Genomic DNA, 23,744 nt, shown 5'->3' with positions numbered 1-23,744 from the left:
ACGCAGATTTTTCTCGACCTGACATTCGTCCAAGTCCCACTACAACGACACCAATTTTTGTTGCTCGTGTCGCCGCGGGGCTTTCACTCCCATTTCGGCCCCTGTAAGGCTGTCGAGGATATTCGCGACAGAGCCGAGCGCAGGCAGGGTGAGAAAACGTGGCAGTCTACACCGACATTAATGAAGTCGATCTCAAGGCGTTTCTGGATCAGTATGATGCCGGAGATTTGCTGTCCTACAAGGGTATTGCCGAAGGCGTTGAGAACACCAATTTCCTGCTGCACACCACCAGGGATCCACTGATCCTCACGCTCTACGAAAAGCGCGTGGAAAAATCCGATCTGCCTTTCTTTCTGGGTCTGATGCACCATCTGGCAGCACGCGATCTGTCCTGCCCGCTGCCGCTGCCACGCAAGGATGGCGCACTCCTGGGCGAATTGTCAGGCCGCCCCGCAGCGCTGATTTCGTTCCTGGAAGGCATGTGGCTGAGAAAGCCCGAAGCCAAACACTGCCACGAGGTGGGCAAGGCCCTGGCGGCCATGCATGTCGCCGGTGAAGGTTTCCAGATCGAGCGCCCCAATGCCCTGTCGCTGGAAGGCTGGAAACAGCTGTGGGACAAATCGGAAAGCCGCGCCGACGAAGTGGAAAGGGGATTGCAGGCGGAAATACGCGCAGAAATCGATTTTCTCGATGCCAACTGGCCAATCGATCTGCCGGCTGGTGTCATCCATGCCGATCTCTTCCCCGATAACGTCTTCTTTCTGGGCGACAATCTGTCCGGCCTGATTGACTTCTATTTCGCCTGCAATGACTTTCTCGCCTATGACGTTTCCATCTGCCTCAATGCCTGGTGCTTTGAAAAGGACGGCGCCTTCAACGTCACCAAGAGCATGGCGCTCCTTGAAGGCTACCAGTCTGTGCGTGCGCTCTCTGAAGAAGAACGCGCAGCATTGCCCGTCCTCGCGCGCGGTTCTGCCTTACGCTTTTTCCTCACCCGTCTCTATGACTGGCTGACCACGCCGGAGGGTGCTCTGGTGGTGAAGAAAGACCCACTTGAATATCTGAAAAAGCTACGCTTTCACCGCGCTGTTGAAACCAGCGCAGAATACGGACTGAATGCATGAAACACGTTGATATCTTCACCGATGGTGCCTGCTCGGGAAATCCCGGACCCGGCGGCTGGGGCGCGGTTCTGCGCTATGGTGAGACGGAAAAGGAAATGTCGGGCGGCGAAGCCGAGACCACCAATAACCGCATGGAATTGCTGGCCGCGATCTCGTCGCTGAACGCGTTGAAGGATCAGTGCGAGGTCGATCTCTATACCGACAGCAAATACGTCATGGACGGCATTTCCAAGTGGATTTTCGGCTGGAAGAAGAATGGCTGGAAAACCGCCGACAAGAAACCGGTGAAGAACGGCGAACTCTGGCAGTTGCTGGATACCGCCAACCAGCGGCACAAGGTCAAATGGCACTGGGTCAAGGGCCATGCCGGTCACCCGGAAAACGAACGCGCAGACGAACTGGCCCGCAACGGCATGGCGCCCTTCAAGAACAAGGGACGCGGGTAAGAGACAAGCCTCTTTCGCGAGGAAAATTGGTCTTTCGCGAAATCTCCCCTGGCCTGGCGGCCATAGCGCCCACGACATAGCTCTTTCGCCTCATGGGGAGGGGCGTCGATGACGTCTGAGACAACGCCCCTTCAATTGCGCGTATTTGGCGCTTGCCAACACTTTGTCAGACCCTATTGTGCGGCCAACGAAATCAACGCGGAGTCTCCATATGATCCTTCATTGTGTTTTCCTGCGCTTCAAGTCATCGGTGCAGGAAGAGGAAAAGCAGGCGATCTACGAAGCAATCGCGGCTTTGAAGGAATTCATTCCCGGCATGGTCGATGTGAAGTACGGCCCAAATGTCTCGCCGGAAGGCCTGAGCAGCGGCTATAATGACGGCTTCACGGTCACTTTCGAGGATGAGACCGTGCGCGATTACTACCTGTCCCATCCGGATCACAAGGCCGTGGGCGATCGCATCGTCCGCGCCACCGATGGTGGCCTCTCGGGCATCCTCGTCTTCGACATGGATATCTGACCAGCTCTGCCGGCGGCGGCACAAGCGGTAATGACAAAGGGGCGCCAGAAGCGCCCCTTGATCGTTTATAGACTGAATTTGTCTGAGATCAGAGCTGGCCCAGCATCGTCGACGCGCCTGAAGTCACGGCCTGACCGGGGCTCTCTTCGATATTGAGCTGCTCGACCACGCCATCCTTCACCAGCATCGAATAGCGCTTTGACCGGTGGCCGAGGCCACCGGCAGACAAATCCATATCAAGACCGGTCGCCTTGGCAAAATCGCCATTTCCGTCGGCCAGGAAGCGGATCTTGCCGGCAGCGCCCGTGTGCTGGCCCCAGGCGCCCATCACATGGGCATCGTTGACCGATACGACGGCGATGTCGTCGACGCCGCGCGACAGGAAGGCATCGCGGTTTTCCAGATAGCCGGGCAGGTGATTATTGGTGCAGGTTGGCGTAAACGCGCCGGGCACGGCAAACAGCACGACTGTCTTGCCCTTGAAGAAATCCTCGGTCGTCACGTCGACGATGCCGTCGGCTGTCTTTTCCTTGAAGCTTGTAGCGGGCAGCCGGTCGCCGATTGCAATCGCCATGATGTCCTCCGAATGGGTTGGCTAAGGGCCTTATGGCCGCGTGCAGAGGCAATATAGGGTGCCGCTATTCGAAGGCAAGCGCGCTTTCCATCGCCCGTCCGCCATCGACAACCAGAACCGACCACGTCTTGCCGGAGGGATCGTAATGTTCAGGCAGACGCGCGACCGGCATCTCGACAGACAGCGTGCCAGGTGCGCTTTCAACGACGGTGTAGTCGAGAAACAGCGTACCTTCCGGACCGGTCACAAACAGCTGCGGGTTTTCATCTGTCTTCGGCACAGCAAGATCGAGATGCAGCGTGCTGTGGTCGTCATTGAGAGAAAATCCGGTGACGGAAAAGTCCCGCGACGGTGGCTCAGGCAGCGCTGCCTTGGCCTCTGCCAGGATCAGGCCATCTCCCATATCGGTCTGCGGGCTGACATCGACGGTAAAATGCGCCTGAAAGGGAATGCAGATATTCTTGCAAATGCCGATAAAGGCGGAAGCCTCAAGCCTTCCGCCGGCAGCGACGGGACCGGAAAAGACCAACGGAAACGTTACCTTCTGCTCATAGCCAACATCGCGCACGGGACCATTGTCGATGCGCACTGGGACCGGATAGGAAATGCTCTCGAGTTTGAAGTCGCTTCCCGGCATGACGCCCACCTGTGGCGGGATGCCGCTATCGCCCGGCTCGCGCCAGTATGTGATCCAGCCGGCATTTGGCTCGATCTGCAACGCACCCTCATAGGTCCCTTTGTCGTCCCCTGGCATGAGGATCAACCGCATGCGCCCACCATCATTGATCGCCCATTCGGACTGTGCCGAAAGGGCAGACGTGGCCAAACCCATGCCGATTAGCAGTGCTGCGGCAAGGGCGATGAAAGGGTGGGGGAACTGGACGCGCGTGCTCATTGCCGAAAGCTTTAGTCCGATTAGCGCCGGCAGGCCAGTCACGCTTTTTTTGCTTTCCATCATTTTCGGTTGATTGATCCTTGATGTTGCCCCATCCTTGCCATTCCACCGATCTAATATGTTTGCTGACTTGGACAGCGGTGACGCCATAGACACGGGAGGCAGCATGGCTTTTTCGGACCTCAAGAGTGATCGCGAACGTGGCTTTCTCGACGGCCAGTTCCTGATTGCCATGCCCGGCATGGCAGATGGGAACTTCTCCAGAAGCGTCGTCTATATCTGCGCCCACTCGCCAGCGGGTGCCATGGGCTTTATCATCAATCGCGCTCAACCGGTCAGCTTCCCGGATGTCCTCTCCCATCTCGAAATTCTGCCGCAGGATGAACTGATCATGCTGCCCGATACCGCGCGGCAATTCCCCGTGCAATGCGGAGGCCCGGTGGAAAGCGGTCGCGGTTTCGTGCTGCACTCCGACGATTACCTAAGCGGTTCCAGCATCCCGGTGACGGATGATATCTCGCTGACCGCGACCTTGGATGTGGTCAGAGCCATTTCCGGCGGCCACGGTCCGCGCCGCGCCACCATGCTGCTGGGTTATGCCGGTTGGGGGCCGGGGCAACTGGATGACGAAGTCGCCAATAATGGCTGGCTCAACTGCCCGCCGACCGAAGATCTGATTTTCGATACGGCGCTCGACACCAAATATGAGCGCGCATTGGCCCTGATGGGTGTAAGCCCTGCAATGCTGTCGGCCGAGGCCGGCCACGCCTGAGCAAATCATCCTGTCAACGGTAGGGATGACGCGCCTCAGGCTTTCTGCTTTTCGGCCTGCCGCTCCTTGAGCAGTCGCAGGACCGAATCGGAACCGATGGGTGCGCCGAACAGATAACTCTGGCCGAAACGGCAGCCCATCTTGGCCAAGGTTTCCGCATCCTCGTCGGTCTCGATGCCTTCGGCCACGACATCCATGTCCAGATCCCGCGCCATGCCTATGATCGATTTCAAAAGCACGTTCTTCTTCGGGCTGTGGTCGCAGACCAGCGCCTTGTCGAGCTTGATCGTGTCGAAAGGAAAGCGTGTCAGATAGGCAAGCGAGGAAAAGCCGGTCCCGAAGTCATCGAGTGCAAGGCTGATGCCAGTGCTCTTCAGCTTGTCGAGAACCAGTCGGGCCTGTTCGGGGTTCTGCATCACAACCGATTCGGTCAGTTCCAGCTTGATCCGCTTTGGCTCACATTCGGTCCGCGACAGGATCGAACGCACATCGTTGTAAAGATCGTTGCTGAGCAACTGTGCGCTGGAAAGATTGACCGAGACAAACAGCGGCAGAGTGCCGTTCTGCTTTTCCCACTGCATGAGATCCGTCGTCGTGCGCTCAAGTGCAAAAATGCCAAGCGGCTCGATCAGATCCGACATTTCCGCAATCGGAATGAATTCCGAGGGCGGAATGCTGCCGCGCTTCGGATGGTCCCACCGCATCAAGGCTTCAAAGCCGGCGAGCTCGCCATCTTCCAGATGGATGATCGGTTGATAGACCATCGACATTTCGCGACGTTCGATGGCGCGGCGCAGATCGGTTTCCAGCTGCAGCCGGTCAGTGCCGGCGGTACGGAAGGCAGGCCGGAACGGTTCGACGCGATTGCCGCCCACACGCTTGGCGCGGTACATGGCAAGCTCGGCATCATTCATCAGGCTGGTGGCACTTTCCTGCTGGTCGACCCAGGAGACAAGCCCGATGGACGCCGTCAGCACGATCTCGCGATTGGCAAAATTGATCGGCACCATGATCGCCTTGGAAACGGCATCGGCAAAATCCGCCACCTTGGAGGGATCGCGTTCCGAAACAAGGATCAGACCGAACTGGTCGCCGGAAAGCCGCGCCAGCGTGTCCTGCGGCTTCAACAGACGGCGCAGACGGCGCGTCAGCGCAATCAGGATATTGTCGCCGGCGGCAATGCCAAGCGAATCATTGACCTGCTTGTAGCGGTCGATATCGATCGCCATCACCGTCGGGCGAAAGCCCTCATTGCTTGGCGCAAGCGTCAGCATCGACTGCAGACGGTCGAGGAACACTTCGCGGTTCGGCAATCCCGTCAGGTTATCGTGCATCGCGTCCTGAAGAAGGCGATCGATCGAATTCTTCTGCTCGGTTGTGTCGATGATCGTGCCGACACAGCGGATCACTTCGCCATTCGATCCGAGAACCGGGCGTGCGCGGATTTTCAGCCAGTGAAAATGGCCGTCTTCCGCGCGGATGCGGAATTCGTGGCTAAGACGGCCCTTGCGATGCTCCAGCAGCACGTCGAGCGTGGCGCGGAACCGGTCACGGTCATCGGGATGAAGCCGCGGCAACCAGTTGCGCGCGGCGCCATGCATGGTGCCGGGCGACAGGCCGAGCGGTACCGAAATGTCGGGGCTGGTGACAACCCGGTCGCGCGCCACATCCCAGTCCCAGACGGTATCTCCGGACCCGGTCAGCGCCAGAGACTGACGCTCCAGATCGGAAAACAGCCCCTGTTGATAGGCCCCGCCGGCAAAGGCGTGCTGCATCACGGTAAACCCGATCAGAAGGACGATCAGGACCAGTCCGCCACCCAGAGCCGGCTGTACGATGTCGTTGTCGAGCCGGCCCGTCACGGTCAGCCAGCCACCGAACAGCCACACCAGGATCAGCGCCCAGGTCGGCACCAGAAGGATGGCGCGGTCATAGCGGTTGAAGCCGAGATAGATGATGAGTCCAATGCCAGCGGTGGCCGTCAGAGCGAAGGAAAGCCGCGCAATGCCCGAGGCAATGGACGGATCGTAGATCGCAACGCCGAACAGAAGCCCAAGCCCCAGCACCCAGGCAAAGGTGGCATAGCCCAGATTGACGTGCCAGCGGTTGAGATTGAGATAGGTAAACAGGAAGATCACAAGGCTGGAGGCCAGCGCCACTTCCGCGCCCGCTCGCCAGATCTGCTGATCCGCCATGGAGACGTTGACGAGTTTGCCGAGAAAGCCAAAGTCGACGCAAATATAGGCAAGAACCGCCCAGGCCAGGGCCGCTGCAGCCGGCAGCATGGATGTGCCCTTGACCACGAACAGGATGGTCAGAAACACGGCCAGTAGACCGGCAATGCCAAGCACGATACCGCGATAGAGCGTAAATGCGTTGACGGTGTCCTTGTAGGCATTGGGCTCCCACAGATTGATCTGTGGCAGGCTCGGTCCCTCAAGCTCGGCCACGAAGGTCACCACCGAACCAGGGTTCAGGGTAATGCGAAACACATCCGCCTCGTCGCTCGGTAAGCGGTCGAGCGCGAAGCCTTCGGATGGGGTAATCGATATGATCCGCTGCGAGCCGAGATCGGGCCAGAACATCTTGGAATTGGCGAGACGGAAATGCGGCGCGACAATGACGCGCTCCAGCTGTTCTTCCGAAACGTTTGCAAGCGCAAACACAGCCCAGTCGCCCTGGTGATTGTTGGATGTCGCGCGCACCTCGATCCGTCGACGGATGCCGTCGGCACCGGCGGCGGTGGACACCTGGAAAGCCTCGCCCTGATTCGTATAGATCTCGGTGGTCGGCGTCAGGTCCAGCGCCATGTCGTCGCGCGCGATCTTCACCGGCTCCAGCGCGAGGGCAGGCGACAGCGCAAGAGCAAGCCATGCGATCATCATTGCGGCAAGTGTCGTCGCCACCCGGCCGAGCGGTATCGCGTGCTGTGTCAGTGGATTGCTCATTCCGTCGGAAATTTCCCGTTGCCCTCGGCGTCACTGGACAACCGCGAAAAGATCGCATGGTCGCGCCACTGCCCGTTGATTTTCAGATAGTCCCGCAAGATGCCTTCTCGCTGAAACCCGGACTTTTGCAGAAGCCGGATGCTTTTTTCATTGTCCGGAATACAGGCTGCTTCAATCCGGTGCAACTCAAGCTCCCGGAAGATGTAGGGTATTGCGATTCCAAGTGCGGCAAACATATGGCCGCGACCCGAATGTCGCTCCCCCATCCAGTAGCCGATCATGCAGGTTCGGGCCGCACCGCGGCGGATCAGACCGATGGTCAGCCCGCCCAGAAGGACGTTGTCGGATTGCCGGAAGAGAAAAAGAGGAACGGCGCTGCCGGAGGAAAATTCCTGTTCATTACGCAGAACCCGCGCCCGGAAAGAGCGCTCGAACAGGTCGTCCGCACGCCATGCCGGCTCCCAGGGTTGCAGGAAGGACTGGCTTTCGCGCCGCAGTGACTGCCATTGGCGGAAATCGGAATGCCGGGGCAGGCGCAGATGGATGGTCCCATCGCAAAGGTCCGGGAGCTCCGGCTGCCGCGACAGAAACCGAAATACCGATCGTACCATGCCCAAACCCCAGCGCTTCGGGCCTGATGTCTCGCCCGCAGCCAGATCCTAAAGTGTCGGTGGCCGGCCTTAGCCGGCAGCCGCCTTTGCCTTGTGCGGCTCAGACAGCGAGCCGACAATGTCGTCCAAAGATGCAAGCTTATCCAGCGGTCCGATCGCCGAAAGCGTCGGCACCGTGTCGAAGAACAACCGTCCGGCAAGGTCGGTCAAACGCTCGGTGGTGATGCCTTCAAGCCGGTCCATCATCTCCTGATTGGAGATTGGACGACCGTAGAGCATCATTTGCCGGGCAATCTGGCCGGCCCGTGCTGCCGGGCTTTCCTGGCCCATCAGCAACTGTGCACGGATCTGTGCACGCGAACGCTCGATTTCTTGCTGGTCGATCGATTGCGATGCCTTGCGCAGTTCCTCGATGATGACGGGCATCAGTTCCGGCAGGTTTTCGCCGCCGGTGGCTGCATGAACGCCGAAAATGCCGGTATCCGAGAAGCCCCAATGGAATGCGTAGACCGAATAACAGAGGCCGCGGAACTCACGCACTTCCTGGAAGAGCCGCGACGACATACCGCCACCGAGGATGTTGGCCAGGATCTGCGAGGCGTAGAAATCGCGAACGTGATAGGCCTTGCCCTCGAAACCGAGCAGCACCTGCGCGTCCATGAGGTCGCGCGCCTGACGGGTCTCGCCGCCGGTATAGCGTGCCGGTTCATTGACCGGTGAAACTTCCGGCTTGGTCGGGATCGAGGCAAAGCGCTGCTCGACCTGCTTGACGAACTTGTCGTGATCGACAGCGCCGGCCGCGACAACGAACATGCGGTCGGTGGTGTAATTGCGCGCAAGATAGGCGCGGATATCGTCGCTGGTGAAGCCCTTCACGGTGTCCGGCGTGCCGAGGATCGGCCGACCGAGCGTCTGCCCGCGATAGGCGACCTCGGAAAAGCTGTCGAAGACCACGTCATCGGGAATATCGTTGGCGGCACCGATTTCCTGCAGGATCACGTGTTTCTCGCGCTGAAGTTCGTCAGCCTCGAAAACCGAATCGGTGAGGATGTCGGCCAGGATATCGACCGCCAGCGGCGTGTCGTTCTTCAACACGCGGGCGTAATAGGCGGTGGTCTCTGTCGAGGTTGCCGCGTTCAGTTCGCCGCCGACATTCTCGATTTCCTCGGCAATCTGCCGGGCACCGCGAGTGCGGGTGCCTTTGAACGCCATATGTTCGAGGAGGTGGGCGATGCCGTGTTCGTTTTCGGTTTCGTCGCGTGAACCGGATTTGATCCAGGTACCGAGAGCAACGCTTTCGAGGTGGGGCATGCTTTCGGTTACGACCGTCAACCCGGACGCAAGCCGGGTACTCTGCACATTCATGTTCCGTCTTTCTGCGTTTCTTTTACCGGGTGCGTACGTTGTCGCCGACAAAGCTTTCGACGGCTTTAAGGTCTGCATCCAGAATTGTGAAACGCTCCTCCCTGTCCATCAGGTCAGCAAGCCACGCCGGCAGGGCCGGGTCAATACCGCTTGCAGCTTTTACTGCCGCGGGGAATTTCGCCGGATGGGCCGTGGCCAGCACGATCATGGGAGTATTGGCCTTTTCGTGCTTCTTGGCAACATGGACACCGACAGCTGTATGCGGGTCGAGCAGATAGCCGGTCTCGGCAAGCGTGTCCTTGATGGTCAGCGCCACGTCCTTTTCCGAGGTCTTGCCGGCGCGGAAAGCCTTGCGGATCACCTTCAAGGCCCCTGGCTTGATTTCGAAGCCGCCGGACTGTTTGAGGCTGGTCATCGCGGCGCGAACTTCTTCCGGCTTACGGTCATTGGCTTCGAACAGAAGACGTTCGAAATTTGACGAAATCTGGATATCCATGGAGGGCGAGGTGGTCGCCTTGACGCCCTTCATCTCGTAGCGACCGGTGCGCATGGTGCGGGCGAGAATGTCGTTTTCGTTGGTCGCAATCACCAGCCTGTCGATCGGCAGTCCCATTTTCTTGGCGACATAACCGGCAAAGATATCGCCGAAATTGCCGGTCGGCACCGTGAACGACACCTTGCGGTCCGGGCTTCCAAGCGAAAGCGCCGACGTGAAGTAATAGACCACCTGCGCCATGATACGCGCCCAGTTGATCGAATTGACCCCGGAAATGCGATATTTGTCGCGGAAGGCGCCGTCGTTGAACATGTCTTTGACGAGGTTCTGGCAATCGTCGAAATTGCCCTTCACCGCGATGGCGTGAACATTCTTCTCGGTTGAACCTGTCATCTGCCGCTGCTGCACAGGCGAGACTTTTTCATGCGGGAAAAGAATGAAAATATCGGTGCGTTCGCGTCCGGCAAAGGCGTCGATGGCGGCACCGCCCGTATCGCCCGAGGTGGCGCCGACGATCGTTGCGTGCTCATTTCGCCCGGCTAGAACATGATCCATCAGCCGCGCCAGAAGCTGCATGGCCACATCCTTGAACGCCAGCGTGGTGCCGTGGAACAGTTCGAGCACGAAGGAGTTGGCACCCGTCTGCACCAGCGGCACGACGGCTGGATGGCGGAAGGTTGCATAGGCATCGTTGATCATCGAGCGGAAAGCGTCCTTCTCGATTTCCCCGCCGGTAAAGGGGTAAAGCACTTCGAAGGCGACTTCCTGATAGGTCATGCCGCGCATGGCGCGAATGTCTTTCTTGGAAAGCTCTGGCCATGTCTTTGGAAGGTAAAGACCTCCGTCGCGTGCGAGCCCGGTCAACAGGGCGTCGCGGAAGCCGAGGCTGGGTGCCTCGCCGCGGGTGGAGATGTATTCCATGGCAATGATCCTCGCTCGTAACGGCGGCCCGCCGTCAATCCCTCGATTGGCAAATGAGTGGCAAAGTCGATCCTGGGCGAAGGCTGGGACGGGAGTTTGAAAACTGTACCAAAAACGCCCACGAACAGATCGATTTTTTGCCGCGCCGCTGGTATAGACCAATGCCAAGGCCAATGAAAAGGCCTGAGAGCGAAGGATTTGGCCGCATTCGACGGCCTGGAATGCAGAAGGTTGAGTATGGTGTTTCTGAACGTCTCTCGCGGCGTGGCCGCGGCATCGCTGCTGGTAGCACTTGCTGGCTGCAACACCGACAGCACATTGGATCCCAAGGCCGCCCAGCGGGCAGCTGACGTCGCGGTGGTGCAGACCACATGCCCGGGGATTTCGCTTCGCGATGGAACGGCCTCCTACCGGACCTATGCCAGTGGCGGCAAGGATGACCCGGAAAAGGTGATCTATCAGGCCTCGCTTGCCGACACCACGCGTGCCTGCACCAAGAATGACGCGACGCTCACCATCACCGCCATGGTCCAGGGCCGCATCATCGCCGGCCCCATGGGCAAGGCCGGCAATATCGTCATGCCGATCCGGGTGTCTGTGGTCGATGGCGACAATGTGCTGTATTCAGAACTGACGAAATACGAACAAACGCTGGCCGATCCGGCTGTCGCGACGCAGTTCGTCTTCACCAAGGACGTCAATATTCCGGTTCAGGGTGATCTGAGCGGTCTTGCCCGTGTTTATATCGGCTTCGACGAAGGCAAGTCGAAACAGTAAGCCGGCCGGGGTGGCGCGATCAGATCGCGCCTTCCCATTCTGCCATGGCGGCAATCACCGCCGGCAGGTCCTTCATCCGCGAAATGACCGTTTCCGCACCGGCATCGGTCAGTTTGTCGGCATGCGAGGGATAGGTGTGTGACGCGCCGGTAAAGCCGATCACGCGCATGCCGGCAGCGCGCGCTGCGTGGATACCATGGACGGAATCCTCGACCACCACGACTTTTGACGGGGACACGTTGAATTTTTCCGCGCCATGCAGAAAGATATCCGGCTTGGGCTTCACCCGGTCGGCGCCCAGATCCTTGGCGGAATAGACATGGTCGCCAAACGCCGCTTTGAGACCAACCTTGGTCAGCATCATGTCGAGACGGCTGGAGCCGGAATTCGAGCAGATGCAGCGCGGGCCTTCGAGCCGTGACAATGCGTAGAGAACACCCTCGATGATCTTCACCTCGCGCGCCAGCCGCTGATCGAGAAGCTTCTCCGATTTGTCCAGCAGGCTGGCAGACAGCGGAATGTCGATTTCCTTTTCGATCGTCAGAAGAATGTTCTTCCAGGTCATGCCGGCAAAGCGCTCGCCCATTTCTTCCACCGAGATCGGATAGCCGGCATCGTTGAGCAGTCCGGATTCGACCTTGGCTGCAATGATTTCAGAATCGACGAGCACGCCGTCGCAATCGAAAATGGTAAGGTCGAAACCGCTCATGATGATGTCCGTATCTTGGGGTCTGGGAAGGCGGCTTTCCCTACACGATGTCAGGCGAAAGAACAACAAGTGCGCCTGGACAAGGCAACATCGCCTCTCGCCATCACCGTCAGACACTTCGGCGGTTGCCGAAGCTTCACCAGCAGGTGCCATGCGAAGACAGGGGCAGAAACCATAAAGGAGCCTGCCATGCTGACCTGCATCATCCGCTACGAGATCGATCCTTTTTCCCGCGATCAGTTCGCAACCTACGCCCGCAACTGGGGCGAAGCGATCCCGCGTTGCGGTGCTGATCTGGTCGGCTATTTCGGCCCGCATGAAGGCTCAACCACCACCGCCTACGGCATCTATCACATCGAAAACCTGGCGGCTTACGAAGCCTATCGGACAAGGCTCGCCGCAGATCCGCTCGGCCAGGAAAATTATGCGTTCTCTCGCCGCGAGCGCTTTATCCTCAAAGAGGATAGACTGTTTTTGAAATGCGTTTCCAACCCCCATGGAGAGTTGCAAAAGCCATGATCGCAGTGATCTTCGAAGTGACGCCGGCAGAGGGCCGGATGGACGCCTATCTCGACATAGCCGCCGGGCTGAAGCGCCAACTGGAAACCGTTGACGGCTTTATCTCGGTCGAGCGGTTCCAGAGCCTGAGTCAGCCTGAAAAACTGCTCTCGCTCTCCTTCTTCCGCGATGAAGAGGCGGTAAAGGCCTGGCGCAACACGCAGGAGCACCGCCTTGCCCAATCCGCTGGCAGGGGCGGCGTGTTTTCCGATTACAGGCTGCGTGTCGCCCATGTGCTGAGGGATTATGGATTGGAAGAAAGGATGGAAGCGCCAGCCGACAGTCTGGCGCGTCACGGAGAGTGATGCCCTCAATGAGGGGCTACCGGAGGGTGATCGCTCCGTGGTTTGGCGCCGGCACGTTTCCCGCTTCGACAGGAGCCGAAAATCTGCCATTATCCAGGCGAGGGGGCTTCGTTCATGCTGACACTCGATATGTTGCGCGACATCGTGCTGGCTTTGCCAGACGTCGTCGAAACGAAATCCTGGGACGCTGTGTCTTTCAAGGTCAACAACAAGGCGATCCTGTTCTGGAACCCCACCCATGATTGCCCCGTCTTCAAGGTGCCGTTCGAGGAGCGTGATTTCCTCATCGAGGTAGATCCGGACACGTTCTTCACCACGGACCATCACCGGCCATGGCCGCTGATCCTGGCTCGACCGGAAAAGGTCGATATCGACTGGGTGCGCGCGACGGTAGAGCGCACCTGGCGCAAGCAGGCCAGGAAGGCGACGCTCAGGGCTTATGATGCTCAGGCGAACAGAGATCCCTGAACACGGACGTATTCCACCGCCATGTGCCGATTGCAGACATTTTTCTCGACTATTTCGCCAATGACTCTCCATCCTTCAGGGTTTGGTAACCAAGTTCGGTAACCATAACAGCCATCAAGTATCGCGTCCGTGTAAGAGTGAGTATCCGATGGCCTCTGTCTCCCCGATCGCCGAACTGCGTCGTTCGAGTGCACCGTCCTCCTTTATCGACACCATCATCAAGGGTGATTGCGTCGCAGCGCTGGAAGCACTTCCCGCCAATTCCGTGGACGTCATCTTTGCCGATCCACCCTATAACCTTCAGCTGGGCGGTTCGCTGACCCGTCCCGACCAGAGCCATGTCGACGCCGTCGACGATGACTGGGACCAGTTCGCATCCTTTCAGGCCTATGACGCCTTCACCCGCGCCTGGCTTCTCGCTTGCCGCCGCGTGCTCAAGCCAACCGGCACCATCTGGGTGATCGGCTCCTATCACAACATTTTCCGCGTCGGCGCCACGCTGCAGGACCTCAATTTCTGGATCCTCAACGATGTCATCTGGCGCAAGACCAATCCCATGCCGAATTTCAAGGGCCGCCGGTTCCAGAACGCCCATGAAACCATGATCTGGGCTTCTCCCGATCCGAAGACCAAGGGCTATACCTTCAATTACGATGCCATGAAGGCCTCCAATGACGACGTGCAGATGCGCTCCGACTGGCTGTTTCCGATCTGCAATGGCGGCGAACGCCTGAAGGGCGACGATGGCAAGAAGGTTCATCCGACCCAGAAGCCGGAAGCACTGCTGGCCCGTGTCATCATGGCCTCCACCAAGCCCGGCGATCTGATCCTCGATCCCTTCTTCGGTTCGGGCACAACCGGTGCCGTTGCCAAACGCCTCGGTCGCCATTTCGTCGGCATCGAGCGCGAGCAGGATTACATCGATGCGGCTCAGGCCCGCATTGAAGCAGTCGAGCCTCTCGGCAAGGCCGAGTTGACCGTGCTGACCGGCAAGAAGTCCGAGCCGCGCGTTGCCTTCAACACGCTGATCGAAAGCGGTCTGGTGAAGCCCGGTCAGGTTCTGACCGATGCCAAGCGCCGTTACAGCGCCATCATCCGCGCCGACGGTACGATCGCGTCTGGTGGCGATGCCGGCTCCATCCACCGGCTGGGTGCCAAGGTGCAGGGTTTCGATGCCTGCAACGGCTGGACATTCTGGCACTATGAGGATGGCGACGCTCTGCGTCCCATCGACGATCTGAGGTCAGTCATCCGCAGTGAACTGGCAAAGCTGGGATAGGATTGTCCATCATTTGATGGACGGTCCTGACGATCCACCCTTCTTTGCCCGTCTGCCCATCCTTCCTGCGGTTTTAGTACCTTCAGTCCCGCAGGAAGAAATAGACGCCCGGTCCTCGGTTACGAGGTCCGGGCGTCATGTATTCAAGCCAATTCATATAGGAAGACTGGCCAGCCTCGAGCAAGCTGACGCACCTAAATCTCCACCTCAAATTTGGGGTGCGAAATTTGACAGCTCTGTTGGACAAGGCAAAGCAGGCGTTTAACCGGGGCGATCATGCGGTCGCGCTCAAGGCGTTGGCGCGCCTGATGGAACGCGAAAAGCGCAATGCCGATGCCCGCATCCTCACAGCCATGGTGCACGAGAAACTGGGCGACCGCGCTGCGGCCGGACTTTATCTCGCCGGCGCCATCGATCTCGCAAGCGCCCGTCGCCGCGATGTCGCCTTTCGCGCTGCCTCGCATTTTCTGGCCGTCAACGACAACCAGTCGGCCCTTGGTGCGCTGTTGAAATTGCATGCCCATATGGCAAGCGACAGTGACGTCAATCACTCGATCTGCAGTCTTTACCGCGAAGCCGGGCGCTATGCCGAGGCCTTGCCCTTTGCCCGGCATCTGGCTGATCATGGCAGCAGCGCCGGCAATTTCCTCAATGCCGGTATCGTCCTCTCAGGACTTGGCCACTATGATGAAGCCTATCCGGCACTTTTGAAAGCCTATGCTGCCAATCCCACCGAGCGACTGGCTTTGAGCGAATTGTTCTGGTGCGCTGCCAATCTTTGCGATTTTTCGCTCTCAGCGACGCTTCAGTCCGAGCTGGAAGCGGCCTATGCCCGCGAGGGCGATCGGGCCGACATCCGCGAAAATGCCTTTCGTGCGCTCACATGGTCCGGCGATGAAGCCTATCACGCACTGTGCGCCCGCCGCACGGCGCAGGTTCTGTTGCCTCAACTGTCACCGCACCGTCCGCAGCCGCGCAAGCGCACCCCCGAAGAACCGCTTCGCATCGGCTATGTCTCGGCGGATTTTTGTGAGCACGCAACCATGGCGCTGTTTGCAGGCGTTCTGGAAGCCCATGATCGCGACCGCTTCCAGATCTACGGTATCTGCCACACGCCGAAACAGGCCCGAACCGGCAATCATCGCGCGCGGTTTCTTGCAAGTGTCGACCACTATATCGATATTCTGGACCTCGACGATCAGGCCGCAGCCGAGTTAATTCGCACCCTCGAACTCGATATCCTGGTCGATCTGAAGGGCTTCACCCAATCGAGCCGCCTTGGCATTTTCAGCCGTCGTCCCGCACCCGTTGCAATAACCTATCTCGGTTTTCCCGGCAGCGTGCCCGGTGCCGGCATCGACTATGCGCTGACCGATGCCGTGGTCACACCTGCCGCAAGCGAGCTGCATTACGAAGAAAGACTGCTGCGGCTTGATCCCTGCTATCAGTCGAACGACGATCGCCGTCCTCCGGTCGCGCGAACCGGCAACCGCGCGGCACACGGTCTGCCAAAGGATGCGATTGTCTTCTGTTCCTTCAATCAAACGCAGAAAATTCGTGGGCCGGTCTTTGCCGCCTGGATGCAGATTTTATCCGCCGTCGATGGATCGGTATTGTGGTTGCTCGACCATCAGGGCCTTGCCCGCACCAATCTGGAAAAGGCGGCAAGTGATGCAGGTGTCGATCCGAACCGTCTGATCTTCGCACCCAAAATGCCGATGACCGATCATCTGGCCCGCCTCGCCGAGGCGGATATCGCCCTCGATACCGCCCCCTATAACGGCCACACCACCACATCCGACGCCCTTTGGTGCGGCGTGCCAGTGCTCACATGGCATGGCTCAAGCTTTGCCAGCCGCGTCTCGGAAAGCCTGCTGCGTGCGGTCGGCCTGCCGGAACTGGTGGCAACAGATATTCAAGAATTCGTCCGCCTGGCGGTCGAACTGGCGCAGGATAAGGACCGCCATATCCGCCTGCGCCAGACCCTTTTGGAGGCGCGTAAATCCGCAGCCCTCTTCGATACCAAAGCGCTCACACGTCAGATCGAAGCGCATTATGAGGCGGTGACACGCGAGCCCGTCGACGCCTGAGCGTCAACGGGTTCGTTTTCCATCCGATTTCAGACGTCCACTCCATGGGCGGCGAGATCGGAGCGCAGCTTGTCTGCCCCGGTAAAATGCACCGCATACCATCCGGCAGCCTTGGCACCCTCTACATTGGCGAGCGAATCGTCGATGAAAATGCTCCTGGACGGATCAAGGCCGAAGCTCTTGGCATGGGTCTCGTAGATGGCGATATCCGGCTTGATCAGCCCGACTTCGGCAGAAACCGTGACGCCGCGCGGGCGGTCGAGGAAGGGAAACATACCGCGGGCCTCACGAAACGTGTCGGCGGCAAAATTGGTGAGCATCGTCACATCGCGTCCGTCTTCGATCAGGCCAAGCATGATCGCGACACTGTCTTCATAGGCATGCGGCACCATTTCGCGCCAGTATTGCCGAAAGGCACGAATTTGCTCGGCGCGCTCGGGATGGTCGGCAATCAGCAGCGCTTCCGCTTCGGCCCAGTCACGACCGCGGTCTTGTTCGACATTCCATTCATGGGTGCAGACATTGTCGAAGAACCATTGCCGTTCGCTCTCATCGGGAATGATCCGGGAAAAGGGCAGGTTGGGATCGTAATGGATCAGAACCTTGCCGATGTCGAAAACGATATGCTGTATGTCTGCGGCCATGAATCATTTGCTCCGTGTTGGAAATGCGTGCGGCATAGCCTGCATGATTATCTTTTTCATGACGGTGGGCAGCGCTTGCTGTTCAAGATTTTCAACCGGCTCCCACCAGCCGTTATCGGCGGGTGCTTTGTCAACGTCGGCGCAATAGACACTCAGCCGCAATTCGAAATGTGTGAAGATATGTGTGACCACCCCTTTGGCCTGCCAGTCGGCGGGGAAGGGGGCGTGCTCGATCCCGGTTCCGCCATCTTGCCGTGAAGTCCACTCGGTTGTCGGAACCTCGGTCATGCCTCCCAGAAGACCGCTTGCCACACGCCGTCTCAGCAAAACACGGTCCTCATGTACCGCCACATAAGCAGCACCCAAACGAACAGGCTTTTCCTTTTTGGCAGCCTTGACCGGAAAGCGCTCCGGATCATCCTTCAGAAGCGCCAGACAGTGGGCGTTGAAAGGACAAAGAGAACAGGCGGGTCTCTTCGGCGTACAGATCGTTGCTCCCAGATCCATCATCGCCTGGGCAAAATCGCCGGGCCTCGATGCCGGTGTCATGGTCGCAACATGTGCCTTCATCACCGGCTTGGAGCTTGGAAGCGGGGCGTCGATCGCGTGAAGCCTGGAAATCACCCGCTCGACATTGCCATCCATCACGGCCGCTTGGCGGTCAAAGGCGATGGCGGCGATGGCGGCTGAGGTATAGTCGCCAATCCCCGGAAGCGCTTTCAAGCCCTCTTCGCTATCGGGAAAGATCCCGCCATGCGCGGTCGCCACCACTTCCGCACATTTCTTCAGATTGCGCGCACGAGCGTAATAGCCAAGTCCCGCCCAGGCGGCCATGACGTCGTCCACCGGGGCGTCCGCCAGATCCTTGACCGTGGGCCAGCGGCTGAGAAATATCTGGAAATAGCTTTTGACCGCCTGCACGGTGGTCTGCTGCAACATCACCTCGGAAAGCCAGATATGGTAGGGATCGGCCACCACGCCATGCTTGCGCATCGACGGCGATACCCGCCAGGGCAATTCCCGGTGGTGGCGGTCGTACCAGGCAAGAAGCGCCATGGCCTCGGCGTTTTCGGGGATATTGTGTGTCATCATTTGCCGCATATGGGGAAAGTGCCGTATATCTGGACAAATCAGTCGCTGTAATCAAGGCGAGAAGCGTAAGGCACATGCCGGTCCATGAAAAAACAACAGCCATGAAGAAACCACGCAGAGGCGCGTTCCAGATTGCCGAACTCGCCAACGGTATCATCGATCCCGTCCTCTCCCGCCGTGCAGGTATCACCACGGCGCTGCTTGGTTCGTGGGAAGATATTGCCGGCGAGAACTTTGCCGATTGCACCCGTCCGGAAAAGATCACCTGGCCGCGCCACAACGATTTCAACGAGGCTGGCGGTCACCGCCCCGGCGTGCTGGTGGTTGCCTGCGAAGGTGCCCGTGCCCTGTTCCTCAATCACGCGCAGGGTGAATTGATCGATCGTATCAACGGTTTTTTCGGCTATCCCGCCATTGCCCAGATCCGCATCGTGCAAAAGCCGGTATCGCAATCCTACAACCATCGCCGCAAATTGCGCCCGCTGGAAGGCGAAAGGGCAAGGAGGCTGGAAGCCATGCTGGACGGAATTGAAAGTGAAACGCTGAAATCGGCAATCCGAAAACTCGGGACCGGCGTGCTTTCTTCCGCCAAGCGTAAATAAGCGCGCGATAACATGGAAGAAATTTAATGATTGCGGCCTTTTCTTCTCACAATTCTTTGATGAAAGTGGCGACCAACCGCCTTGTTTGCGGCCAATGGCCGATATAACGAATTGGCAGACCCGAAATTCATAATTGCAGGATAGACCGATGGCTAATCTTGAACTCACCACCACCAGGCGCCTCCTTCTGGGCGGCATCGCCGTCGGTGCTCTTTCCGTAGGCCTTGCTTCTTGCAGCGACGAGAAGGCGCCCAATGCCCTTGCCAATGCATCAGATAGCGCCAAGGACGGTGTTGACCCGGTAACGACGGCTGCCACAAGCAGCACGGAAATTCCAAAATCCGACCGCGATGTCGATATGGCCGACGTGCTCAAGCCCGGCCCGCTGCCGGAAATGACCATGGGCGACGAAAATGCGCCGGTAAAGATCGTCGAATACATGTCGATGACTTGCCCGCATTGCGCCCATTTCCATGAAACGACGCTTGAACCGATCAAGACCAAATACATCGACACCGGCAAGGTCTATTTCGTCATTCGCGAATTCCCCTTCGATCCTGCCGCAACCGCTGCCTTCATGCTCGCGCGCTGCGCGCCGGAAGGCCAGCAGCTTCCTTTCATCTCGATGTTCATGAAGCAGCAGCGCGCCTGGGCGGCTCCTTCCGACGGCGATGTGCGCGGTGCGATGCTGCAATTGTCGAAACTGGCAGGTTTTACACAGGAGAGCTTCGAAGCCTGCTTGACGAACCAGAAGCTAGCCGCTGATGTGACGGCTATCAGGGACCGCGGTGCGAAGGATTTCGGCGTGAATGCCACACCGACCTTCTTCATCAACGGCAAGACCTATTCTGGAGACATGTCGGTTGAATCCATGTCGGCGCTTATCGACAGCATGCTCTAACCAACGCTCCGTTGCGAGAACGGGCGGCGGGCGGACCCGTGCGCCCGTTTTTTTGTGTTTTTCCGCCTCTGCAATGGGGATGTATCGGAAGCCGCTGGACCGGCTTTCGCACGCCTCGTCTGAGCTCTTCAGCCTCCTTCTCACCGTCGCGGACAAGACGAGGTCGGTGTCATGAGGTTTACCAAGCTCAGGCTGCAGGGCTTCAAGTCTTTCGTCGAACCGTCCGAATTCATCATCGAACGCGGCCTGACCGGCGTTGTCGGGCCCAATGGCTGCGGCAAGTCCAATCTTGTCGAGGCCCTGCGCTGGGTGATGGGCGAGAATTCCTACAAGAACATGCGCGCGTCCGGCATGGACGACGTGATCTTTTCCGGGTCCGGCAACAGGCCCGCTCGCAATTCGGCGGAGGTCGGCCTTTATCTCGACAATTCCGACCGCACCGCACCAGCTGCCTTCAACGATCAGGATGAGATTCAGGTCACCCGCCGGATCGAGCGTGAGAATGGTTCGGTCTATCGCATCAATGGCAAGGAAGCCCGTGCCAAGGATGTGCAGCTTCTGTTTGCCGATGCCTCCACCGGTGCGCGCTCGCCTTCCATGGTGGGGCAGGGCCGGATCGGCGAACTCATTCAGGCAAAGCCTCAGGCCCGTCGGCAATTGCTGGAAGAGGCAGCCGGAATTTCCGGCCTGCATTCGCGTCGCCATGAGGCCGAGCTTCGTCTGCGTGCCGCCGAAACCAACCTCGAGCGGCTTGAAGACATCACTGTTCAGTTGGAAAGCCAGATCGAGAGCCTGAAACGTCAGGCCCGCCAGGCCAACCGCTTCAAGGCACTGTCTGCCGATATACGCGCCCGCGAGGCCATGCTGTTGTATATCCGCTGGCTGCAGGCCAAGGACGCCGAAGCCGAGGCGGAAACAGCGCTCAATCAGGCAACCGCCATCGTTGCCGAAAAGGCGCAGATCCAGATGGAGGCCGCCAAGGCACAGGCCATCTCCAGCCTCAAGATGCCGGAATTGCGCGACGCCGAAGTGGCCGCTGCCGCAACCTTGCAGCGCCTTCAGATCGCCCGCTCGCAGCTGGACGAAGAGGCGAACCGTATCCTCAAACGTCGCGACGAACTGACCCGTCGGCTGGCCCAGCTGGATGAGGATATTCGGCGCGAGGAACGGCTGACCGCCGACAATACCGAGGTGCTCAACCGTCTTGCCGAGGAAGAGGCGGAACTGGAAGAGATCCTTTCCGATTCCGGGCGCCAGTCGGAAGAAACAAGGGCTGCTTTCGAAGCAGCCGCCGCCGATCTCGCAGAGGCGGAAAAGCGCTTTTCAATTCTGACTGCAGAGCGTGCAGAAGCCTCTGCCGGGCGCAATGCGCTGGAACGGAGCATCCGTGATCTGGCCGAACGCCGCCAGCGTCTCGAGCGTCAGGCAGAGGAGGCGGGCCGCGAGATCGATACGATCGCAGCGCGTATGGCCGAACTGCCCGACCCCTCGGAAAAGCAGGAACTGGTCGAGGCCGCCGAAGTCGCCATTGAGGATCTGGAAGTCCAGATGGCCGAGGCCGAGGATGCGGTATCCGCCGCCCGCCGCGCCGAAGCCGATCTGCGCCAACCATTGGAAGTGGCACGCTCCAGGGTCAATGCACTGGAAACCGAAGCCCGCACGATCCAGAAAATGCTGGCAAGCGGTGCGACCTCGGGTGAGTTTTCACCGATCGCCGATGCCCTGACCGTCGACCGCGGCTTCGAGACGGCGCTGGGGGCGGCACTGGGCGACGATCTGGATTCCCCGCTGGACGAGCGCGCCCCCGCCCACTGGACCGAAACTGGTTCCGGCGATAGCGACCCGGGCTTGCCGGAGGGTGTTTCTCCGTTGATCGGCCATGTTCAGGCACCCGACGCGCTCCACCGCCGCCTGCGTCAGGTCGGGCTGGTCGATGCCGCCGAGGCTGCAACACTGATGAAACAGCTGCGGCCAGGTCAGCGGTTGGTGACGCGCGATGGCGCCGTCTATCGCTGGGACGGTCATGTGACGGGCTCGGAAGCCCCGAGTGCGGCAGCGCTGCGTCTGGCCCAGAAAAACCGTCTGGCCGAGCTTGAGGCTGAAAGCGAAGAAGCCCGCGACATGATGGCGGAGGCGGAGGATAACCTTGCAAGTGCCGGCGAGGGCATCCGTATTGCCGAAGCGCGTATGGCCGAGAGCCGCGAACGCCAGCGCATCGCCATCCGCCAGTTGGCCGAAGCCCGCGAGGCATTGGCCGCTGCCGAGCGCGCATCCGGTGATCTGGTTCGCCGCCGCGATGTCATCAATGAAGCCCGAAACAGCCTGAGCGGCCAGCTGGAAGATCTCGCCATCAACGAGGAAGACGCCCGCATTGCCCTTGAGGATGCGCCCGATCTATCCGACCTGGACGAAAAATTGCGCGAGGAACAGGCCTCTGTTGCCACCCTTCGCGGTGTGCTGGCCGAAGCGCGGGCCGTGCATGAAAGCCTGAATCGCGAAAACGAACAGCGCCAGCGTCGCATTCTGTCGATCCGGCAGGAGCGCTCGACCTGGCAGGCACGCGCCGCCAGTGCCGAGGCCCAGATCGCAACCTTGAGAGAGCGCGATGCCGAGGCCCGCGACGAACTTGCCGAGCTGGAACTGGCGCCTGACGAGTTCGACGACAAGCGCCGCATGCTGATGACCGAATTGCAAAAGGCCGAGGGCGAACGCAAGGCAGCCGCAGACCGCCTGGCCGAGGCCGAAACCCGCCAGCGTGAAGCCGATCACAAGGCGGCAACGGCGCTGTCGGAACTGGCCGAAAGTCGCGAGCGTCGTGGCCGCGCCGAGGAGCGGCTGGTATCGGCCCGCGATCGCCGCAAGGAAGGCGAGGCCCGCATTCAGGAAACGCTCAATGTTCAGGCGCATGAGGCCTTGCGTCTGACCGGGATGAAGGATGCCTCCGACATTGCCGACCTGCGCGATGTCGAGCGCGATCTCGACCGGCTGCGCATGGAGCGCGAGCGTCTGGGCGCGGTCAATCTGCGCGCCGAAGAAGAACAGCAGGAATTGTCGGATCAACTGAGTGCCCTGATCAAGGAGCGCGACGATATCATCGATGCCATCCGCAAGTTGCGCGGCGCGATCCAGAACCTCAACAAGGAGGGTCGCGAACGACTGCTGGCCGCCTTCGATGTCGTCAACGCCCAATTCCAGCGCCTGTTTACCCATCTCTTCAACGGCGGGACCGCAGAGCTTCAGCTGATTGAAAGCGACGATCCGTTGGAGGCTGGCCTCGAAATCCTCGCCCGCCCGCCCGGCAAGAAGCCGCAGACCATGACACTGTTGTCCGGTGGCGAGCAGGCGCTGACAGCCATGGCGCTGATCTTTGCCGTGTTCCTCACCAATCCGGCCCCGATCTGTGTGCTGGACGAGGTGGACGCCCCTCTCGACGACCACAATGTGGAGCGCTACTGCAATCTGATGGACGAAATGGCGGCCTCGACCGAAACCCGCTTCGTCATCATTACCCACAACCCCATCACCATGGCGCGCATGAACCGCCTCTTCGGCGTAACCATGGCCGAGCAGGGTGTGTCGCAACTGGTGTCAGTCGATTTGCAGACAGCAGAGCAACTCCGCGAGCGCGATCTGGTGTGAAGCCTCGG

At 59.4% G+C, this 23,744-nt stretch carries 22 protein-coding genes; 13 read left to right on the top strand and 9 right to left on the bottom strand.

Annotated elements, in window-relative coordinates; translation table 11 throughout:
* Positions 1 to 158 precede the first annotated feature (158 nt).
* The 3 genes from ACQQ2Q_RS03300 to ACQQ2Q_RS03290 all read left to right on the top strand — a co-directional run bounded on the left by ACQQ2Q_RS03300 (position 159) and on the right by ACQQ2Q_RS03290 (position 2,090).
* Entirely contained in the window at positions 159 to 1,124 is a 966-nt protein-coding gene (locus ACQQ2Q_RS03300) for a homoserine kinase (RefSeq protein WP_428185592.1), read from the top strand.
* Complete coding sequence (gene rnhA / locus ACQQ2Q_RS03295; RefSeq protein WP_428185591.1) at positions 1,121 to 1,570, top strand: ribonuclease HI; 450 nt, start codon at positions 1,121 to 1,123, stop codon at positions 1,568 to 1,570. Before ACQQ2Q_RS03300 ends, rnhA begins: the two co-directional genes overlap by 4 nt.
* Positions 1,571 to 1,781: 211 nt before the next feature.
* Positions 1,782 to 2,090: a Dabb family protein gene (locus ACQQ2Q_RS03290; protein WP_428185590.1), complete on the top strand. Its 309-nt coding sequence runs from the start codon at positions 1,782 to 1,784 to the stop codon at positions 2,088 to 2,090.
* A gap of 88 nt (positions 2,091 to 2,178) precedes the next feature.
* Here ACQQ2Q_RS03290 and ACQQ2Q_RS03285 read toward each other — a convergent pair whose 3' ends face one another.
* The gene (locus tag ACQQ2Q_RS03285) at positions 2,179 to 2,664 is read right to left on the bottom strand and encodes a peroxiredoxin (RefSeq protein ID WP_428185589.1); all 486 of its coding nucleotides are present in this window, start codon (positions 2,662 to 2,664) and stop codon (positions 2,179 to 2,181) included.
* Between the two features lie 64 nt (positions 2,665 to 2,728).
* On the bottom strand, positions 2,729 to 3,622 hold the full coding sequence (locus ACQQ2Q_RS03280; RefSeq protein ID WP_428185588.1) for a protein-disulfide reductase DsbD domain-containing protein: 894 nt from the start codon (positions 3,620 to 3,622) through the stop codon (positions 2,729 to 2,731).
* A gap of 103 nt (positions 3,623 to 3,725) precedes the next feature.
* Here ACQQ2Q_RS03280 and ACQQ2Q_RS03275 point away from each other — a divergent pair, with 103 nt between their 5' ends.
* Entirely contained in the window at positions 3,726 to 4,331 is a 606-nt protein-coding gene (locus tag ACQQ2Q_RS03275; protein WP_428185587.1) for a YqgE/AlgH family protein, read from the top strand.
* A gap of 35 nt (positions 4,332 to 4,366) precedes the next feature.
* Here ACQQ2Q_RS03275 and ACQQ2Q_RS03270 read toward each other — a convergent pair whose 3' ends face one another.
* The 4 genes from ACQQ2Q_RS03270 to thrC all read right to left on the bottom strand — a co-directional run bounded on the left by ACQQ2Q_RS03270 (position 4,367) and on the right by thrC (position 10,672).
* Positions 4,367 to 7,279 (bottom strand): EAL domain-containing protein, encoded by a 2,913-nt coding sequence (locus ACQQ2Q_RS03270; protein ID WP_428185586.1) that lies wholly within the window; start codon positions 7,277 to 7,279, stop codon positions 4,367 to 4,369.
* On the bottom strand, positions 7,276 to 7,890 hold the full coding sequence (locus ACQQ2Q_RS03265) for a GNAT family N-acetyltransferase (RefSeq protein ID WP_428185585.1): 615 nt from the start codon (positions 7,888 to 7,890) through the stop codon (positions 7,276 to 7,278). Before ACQQ2Q_RS03265 ends, ACQQ2Q_RS03270 begins: the two co-directional genes overlap by 4 nt.
* Before the next feature lie 69 nt (positions 7,891 to 7,959).
* Positions 7,960 to 9,255 (bottom strand): M16 family metallopeptidase, encoded by a 1,296-nt coding sequence (locus ACQQ2Q_RS03260; protein WP_428185584.1) that lies wholly within the window; start codon positions 9,253 to 9,255, stop codon positions 7,960 to 7,962.
* A 22-nt stretch (positions 9,256 to 9,277) separates the two neighbouring features.
* The gene (gene thrC / locus ACQQ2Q_RS03255) at positions 9,278 to 10,672 is read right to left on the bottom strand and encodes a threonine synthase (protein WP_428185583.1); all 1,395 of its coding nucleotides are present in this window, start codon (positions 10,670 to 10,672) and stop codon (positions 9,278 to 9,280) included.
* A gap of 237 nt (positions 10,673 to 10,909) precedes the next feature.
* Here thrC and ACQQ2Q_RS03250 point away from each other — a divergent pair, with 237 nt between their 5' ends.
* Positions 10,910 to 11,449 carry a hypothetical protein gene (locus ACQQ2Q_RS03250; RefSeq protein WP_428185582.1) on the top strand — a complete coding sequence of 180 codons (540 nt, stop codon included), beginning with the start codon at positions 10,910 to 10,912 and terminating at the stop codon, positions 11,447 to 11,449.
* Positions 11,450 to 11,468: 19 nt separating this feature from the next.
* On the opposite strand, the gene ACQQ2Q_RS03245 is transcribed toward ACQQ2Q_RS03250, so the two are convergent.
* On the bottom strand, positions 11,469 to 12,158 hold the full coding sequence (locus tag ACQQ2Q_RS03245; protein WP_428185581.1) for an HAD family hydrolase: 690 nt from the start codon (positions 12,156 to 12,158) through the stop codon (positions 11,469 to 11,471).
* A gap of 189 nt (positions 12,159 to 12,347) precedes the next feature.
* Here ACQQ2Q_RS03245 and ACQQ2Q_RS03240 point away from each other — a divergent pair, with 189 nt between their 5' ends.
* The 5 genes from ACQQ2Q_RS03240 (at position 12,348) to ACQQ2Q_RS03220 (ending at position 16,858) form a co-directional block, all read left to right on the top strand.
* Positions 12,348 to 12,677, top strand: a complete 330-nt coding sequence (locus tag ACQQ2Q_RS03240) for an NIPSNAP family protein (RefSeq protein ID WP_428185580.1) — start codon at positions 12,348 to 12,350, stop codon at positions 12,675 to 12,677.
* Positions 12,674 to 13,021, top strand: a complete 348-nt coding sequence (locus ACQQ2Q_RS03235) for an antibiotic biosynthesis monooxygenase family protein (protein ID WP_428185579.1) — start codon at positions 12,674 to 12,676, stop codon at positions 13,019 to 13,021. The genes ACQQ2Q_RS03240 and ACQQ2Q_RS03235 overlap by 4 nt, the downstream gene beginning before the upstream one ends.
* Positions 13,022 to 13,135: 114 nt before the next feature.
* Positions 13,136 to 13,489 carry an MmcQ/YjbR family DNA-binding protein gene (locus ACQQ2Q_RS03230; protein WP_428185578.1) on the top strand — a complete coding sequence of 118 codons (354 nt, stop codon included), beginning with the start codon at positions 13,136 to 13,138 and terminating at the stop codon, positions 13,487 to 13,489.
* A gap of 148 nt (positions 13,490 to 13,637) precedes the next feature.
* Complete coding sequence (locus ACQQ2Q_RS03225; RefSeq protein ID WP_428185577.1) at positions 13,638 to 14,768, top strand: site-specific DNA-methyltransferase; 1,131 nt, start codon at positions 13,638 to 13,640, stop codon at positions 14,766 to 14,768.
* A gap of 227 nt (positions 14,769 to 14,995) precedes the next feature.
* Positions 14,996 to 16,858, top strand: coding sequence for a hypothetical protein (locus ACQQ2Q_RS03220; protein WP_428185576.1), 1,863 nt, complete (start codon positions 14,996 to 14,998; stop codon positions 16,856 to 16,858).
* Between the two features lie 29 nt (positions 16,859 to 16,887).
* On the opposite strand, the gene ACQQ2Q_RS03215 is transcribed toward ACQQ2Q_RS03220, so the two are convergent.
* Together ACQQ2Q_RS03215 and mutY are read right to left on the bottom strand one after the other, a co-directional pair.
* Positions 16,888 to 17,502, bottom strand: a complete 615-nt coding sequence (locus ACQQ2Q_RS03215; protein WP_428185575.1) for an HAD family hydrolase — start codon at positions 17,500 to 17,502, stop codon at positions 16,888 to 16,890.
* A 3-nt stretch (positions 17,503 to 17,505) separates the two neighbouring features.
* A complete protein-coding gene (gene mutY, locus ACQQ2Q_RS03210; RefSeq protein ID WP_428185574.1) occupies positions 17,506 to 18,603 on the bottom strand; it encodes an A/G-specific adenine glycosylase in 1,098 nt (365 codons plus the stop codon).
* A 92-nt stretch (positions 18,604 to 18,695) separates the two neighbouring features.
* Between mutY and ACQQ2Q_RS03205 the strand changes: the two genes are divergently transcribed.
* From ACQQ2Q_RS03205 to ACQQ2Q_RS03195, 3 genes are all read left to right on the top strand, one after another.
* On the top strand, positions 18,696 to 19,196 hold the full coding sequence (locus tag ACQQ2Q_RS03205) for a DUF721 domain-containing protein (RefSeq protein WP_428185573.1): 501 nt from the start codon (positions 18,696 to 18,698) through the stop codon (positions 19,194 to 19,196).
* A gap of 148 nt (positions 19,197 to 19,344) precedes the next feature.
* A complete protein-coding gene (locus ACQQ2Q_RS03200; RefSeq protein ID WP_428185572.1) occupies positions 19,345 to 20,097 on the top strand; it encodes a DsbA family protein in 753 nt (250 codons plus the stop codon).
* A 171-nt stretch (positions 20,098 to 20,268) separates the two neighbouring features.
* Positions 20,269 to 23,736, top strand: coding sequence for a chromosome segregation SMC family protein (locus ACQQ2Q_RS03195; protein ID WP_428185571.1), 3,468 nt, complete (start codon positions 20,269 to 20,271; stop codon positions 23,734 to 23,736).
* Positions 23,737 to 23,744: the final 8 nt, after the last annotated feature.

The organism is Agrobacterium sp. ES01 (assembly GCF_050320885.1).
In the GTDB taxonomy this organism is placed as follows: domain Bacteria; phylum Pseudomonadota; class Alphaproteobacteria; order Rhizobiales; family Rhizobiaceae; genus Allorhizobium.
This window is presented reverse-complemented; position numbering and strand designations above follow the sequence as displayed.

Bases quoted from the DNA above. Each gene is read 5' to 3' on its own strand.
- ACQQ2Q_RS03285 (WP_428185589.1), bottom strand. From the start codon at position 2,664: ATGGCGATTGCAATCGGCGACCGGCTGCCCGCTACAAGCTTCAAGGAA.
- ACQQ2Q_RS03200 (WP_428185572.1), top strand. From the start codon at position 19,345: ATGGCTAATCTTGAACTCACCACCACCAGGCGCCTCCTTCTGGGCGGC.
- ACQQ2Q_RS03240 (WP_428185580.1), top strand. From the start codon at position 12,348: ATGCTGACCTGCATCATCCGCTACGAGATCGATCCTTTTTCCCGCGAT.
- thrC (WP_428185583.1), bottom strand. From the start codon at position 10,672: ATGGAATACATCTCCACCCGCGGCGAGGCACCCAGCCTCGGCTTCCGC.
- mutY (WP_428185574.1), bottom strand. From the start codon at position 18,603: ATGCGGCAAATGATGACACACAATATCCCCGAAAACGCCGAGGCCATG.
- ACQQ2Q_RS03225 (WP_428185577.1), top strand. From the start codon at position 13,638: ATGGCCTCTGTCTCCCCGATCGCCGAACTGCGTCGTTCGAGTGCACCG.
- ACQQ2Q_RS03260 (WP_428185584.1), bottom strand. From the start codon at position 9,255: ATGAATGTGCAGAGTACCCGGCTTGCGTCCGGGTTGACGGTCGTAACC.
- ACQQ2Q_RS03265 (WP_428185585.1), bottom strand. From the start codon at position 7,890: ATGGTACGATCGGTATTTCGGTTTCTGTCGCGGCAGCCGGAGCTCCCG.
- ACQQ2Q_RS03250 (WP_428185582.1), top strand. From the start codon at position 10,910: ATGGTGTTTCTGAACGTCTCTCGCGGCGTGGCCGCGGCATCGCTGCTG.
- ACQQ2Q_RS03235 (WP_428185579.1), top strand. From the start codon at position 12,674: ATGATCGCAGTGATCTTCGAAGTGACGCCGGCAGAGGGCCGGATGGAC.
- ACQQ2Q_RS03275 (WP_428185587.1), top strand. From the start codon at position 3,726: ATGGCTTTTTCGGACCTCAAGAGTGATCGCGAACGTGGCTTTCTCGAC.
- ACQQ2Q_RS03270 (WP_428185586.1), bottom strand. From the start codon at position 7,279: ATGAGCAATCCACTGACACAGCACGCGATACCGCTCGGCCGGGTGGCG.
- ACQQ2Q_RS03215 (WP_428185575.1), bottom strand. From the start codon at position 17,502: ATGGCCGCAGACATACAGCATATCGTTTTCGACATCGGCAAGGTTCTG.
- ACQQ2Q_RS03290 (WP_428185590.1), top strand. From the start codon at position 1,782: ATGATCCTTCATTGTGTTTTCCTGCGCTTCAAGTCATCGGTGCAGGAA.
- ACQQ2Q_RS03195 (WP_428185571.1), top strand. From the start codon at position 20,269: ATGAGGTTTACCAAGCTCAGGCTGCAGGGCTTCAAGTCTTTCGTCGAA.
- ACQQ2Q_RS03230 (WP_428185578.1), top strand. From the start codon at position 13,136: ATGCTGACACTCGATATGTTGCGCGACATCGTGCTGGCTTTGCCAGAC.
- ACQQ2Q_RS03280 (WP_428185588.1), bottom strand. From the start codon at position 3,622: ATGATGGAAAGCAAAAAAAGCGTGACTGGCCTGCCGGCGCTAATCGGA.
- rnhA (WP_428185591.1), top strand. From the start codon at position 1,121: ATGAAACACGTTGATATCTTCACCGATGGTGCCTGCTCGGGAAATCCC.
- ACQQ2Q_RS03205 (WP_428185573.1), top strand. From the start codon at position 18,696: ATGAAGAAACCACGCAGAGGCGCGTTCCAGATTGCCGAACTCGCCAAC.
- ACQQ2Q_RS03245 (WP_428185581.1), bottom strand. From the start codon at position 12,158: ATGAGCGGTTTCGACCTTACCATTTTCGATTGCGACGGCGTGCTCGTC.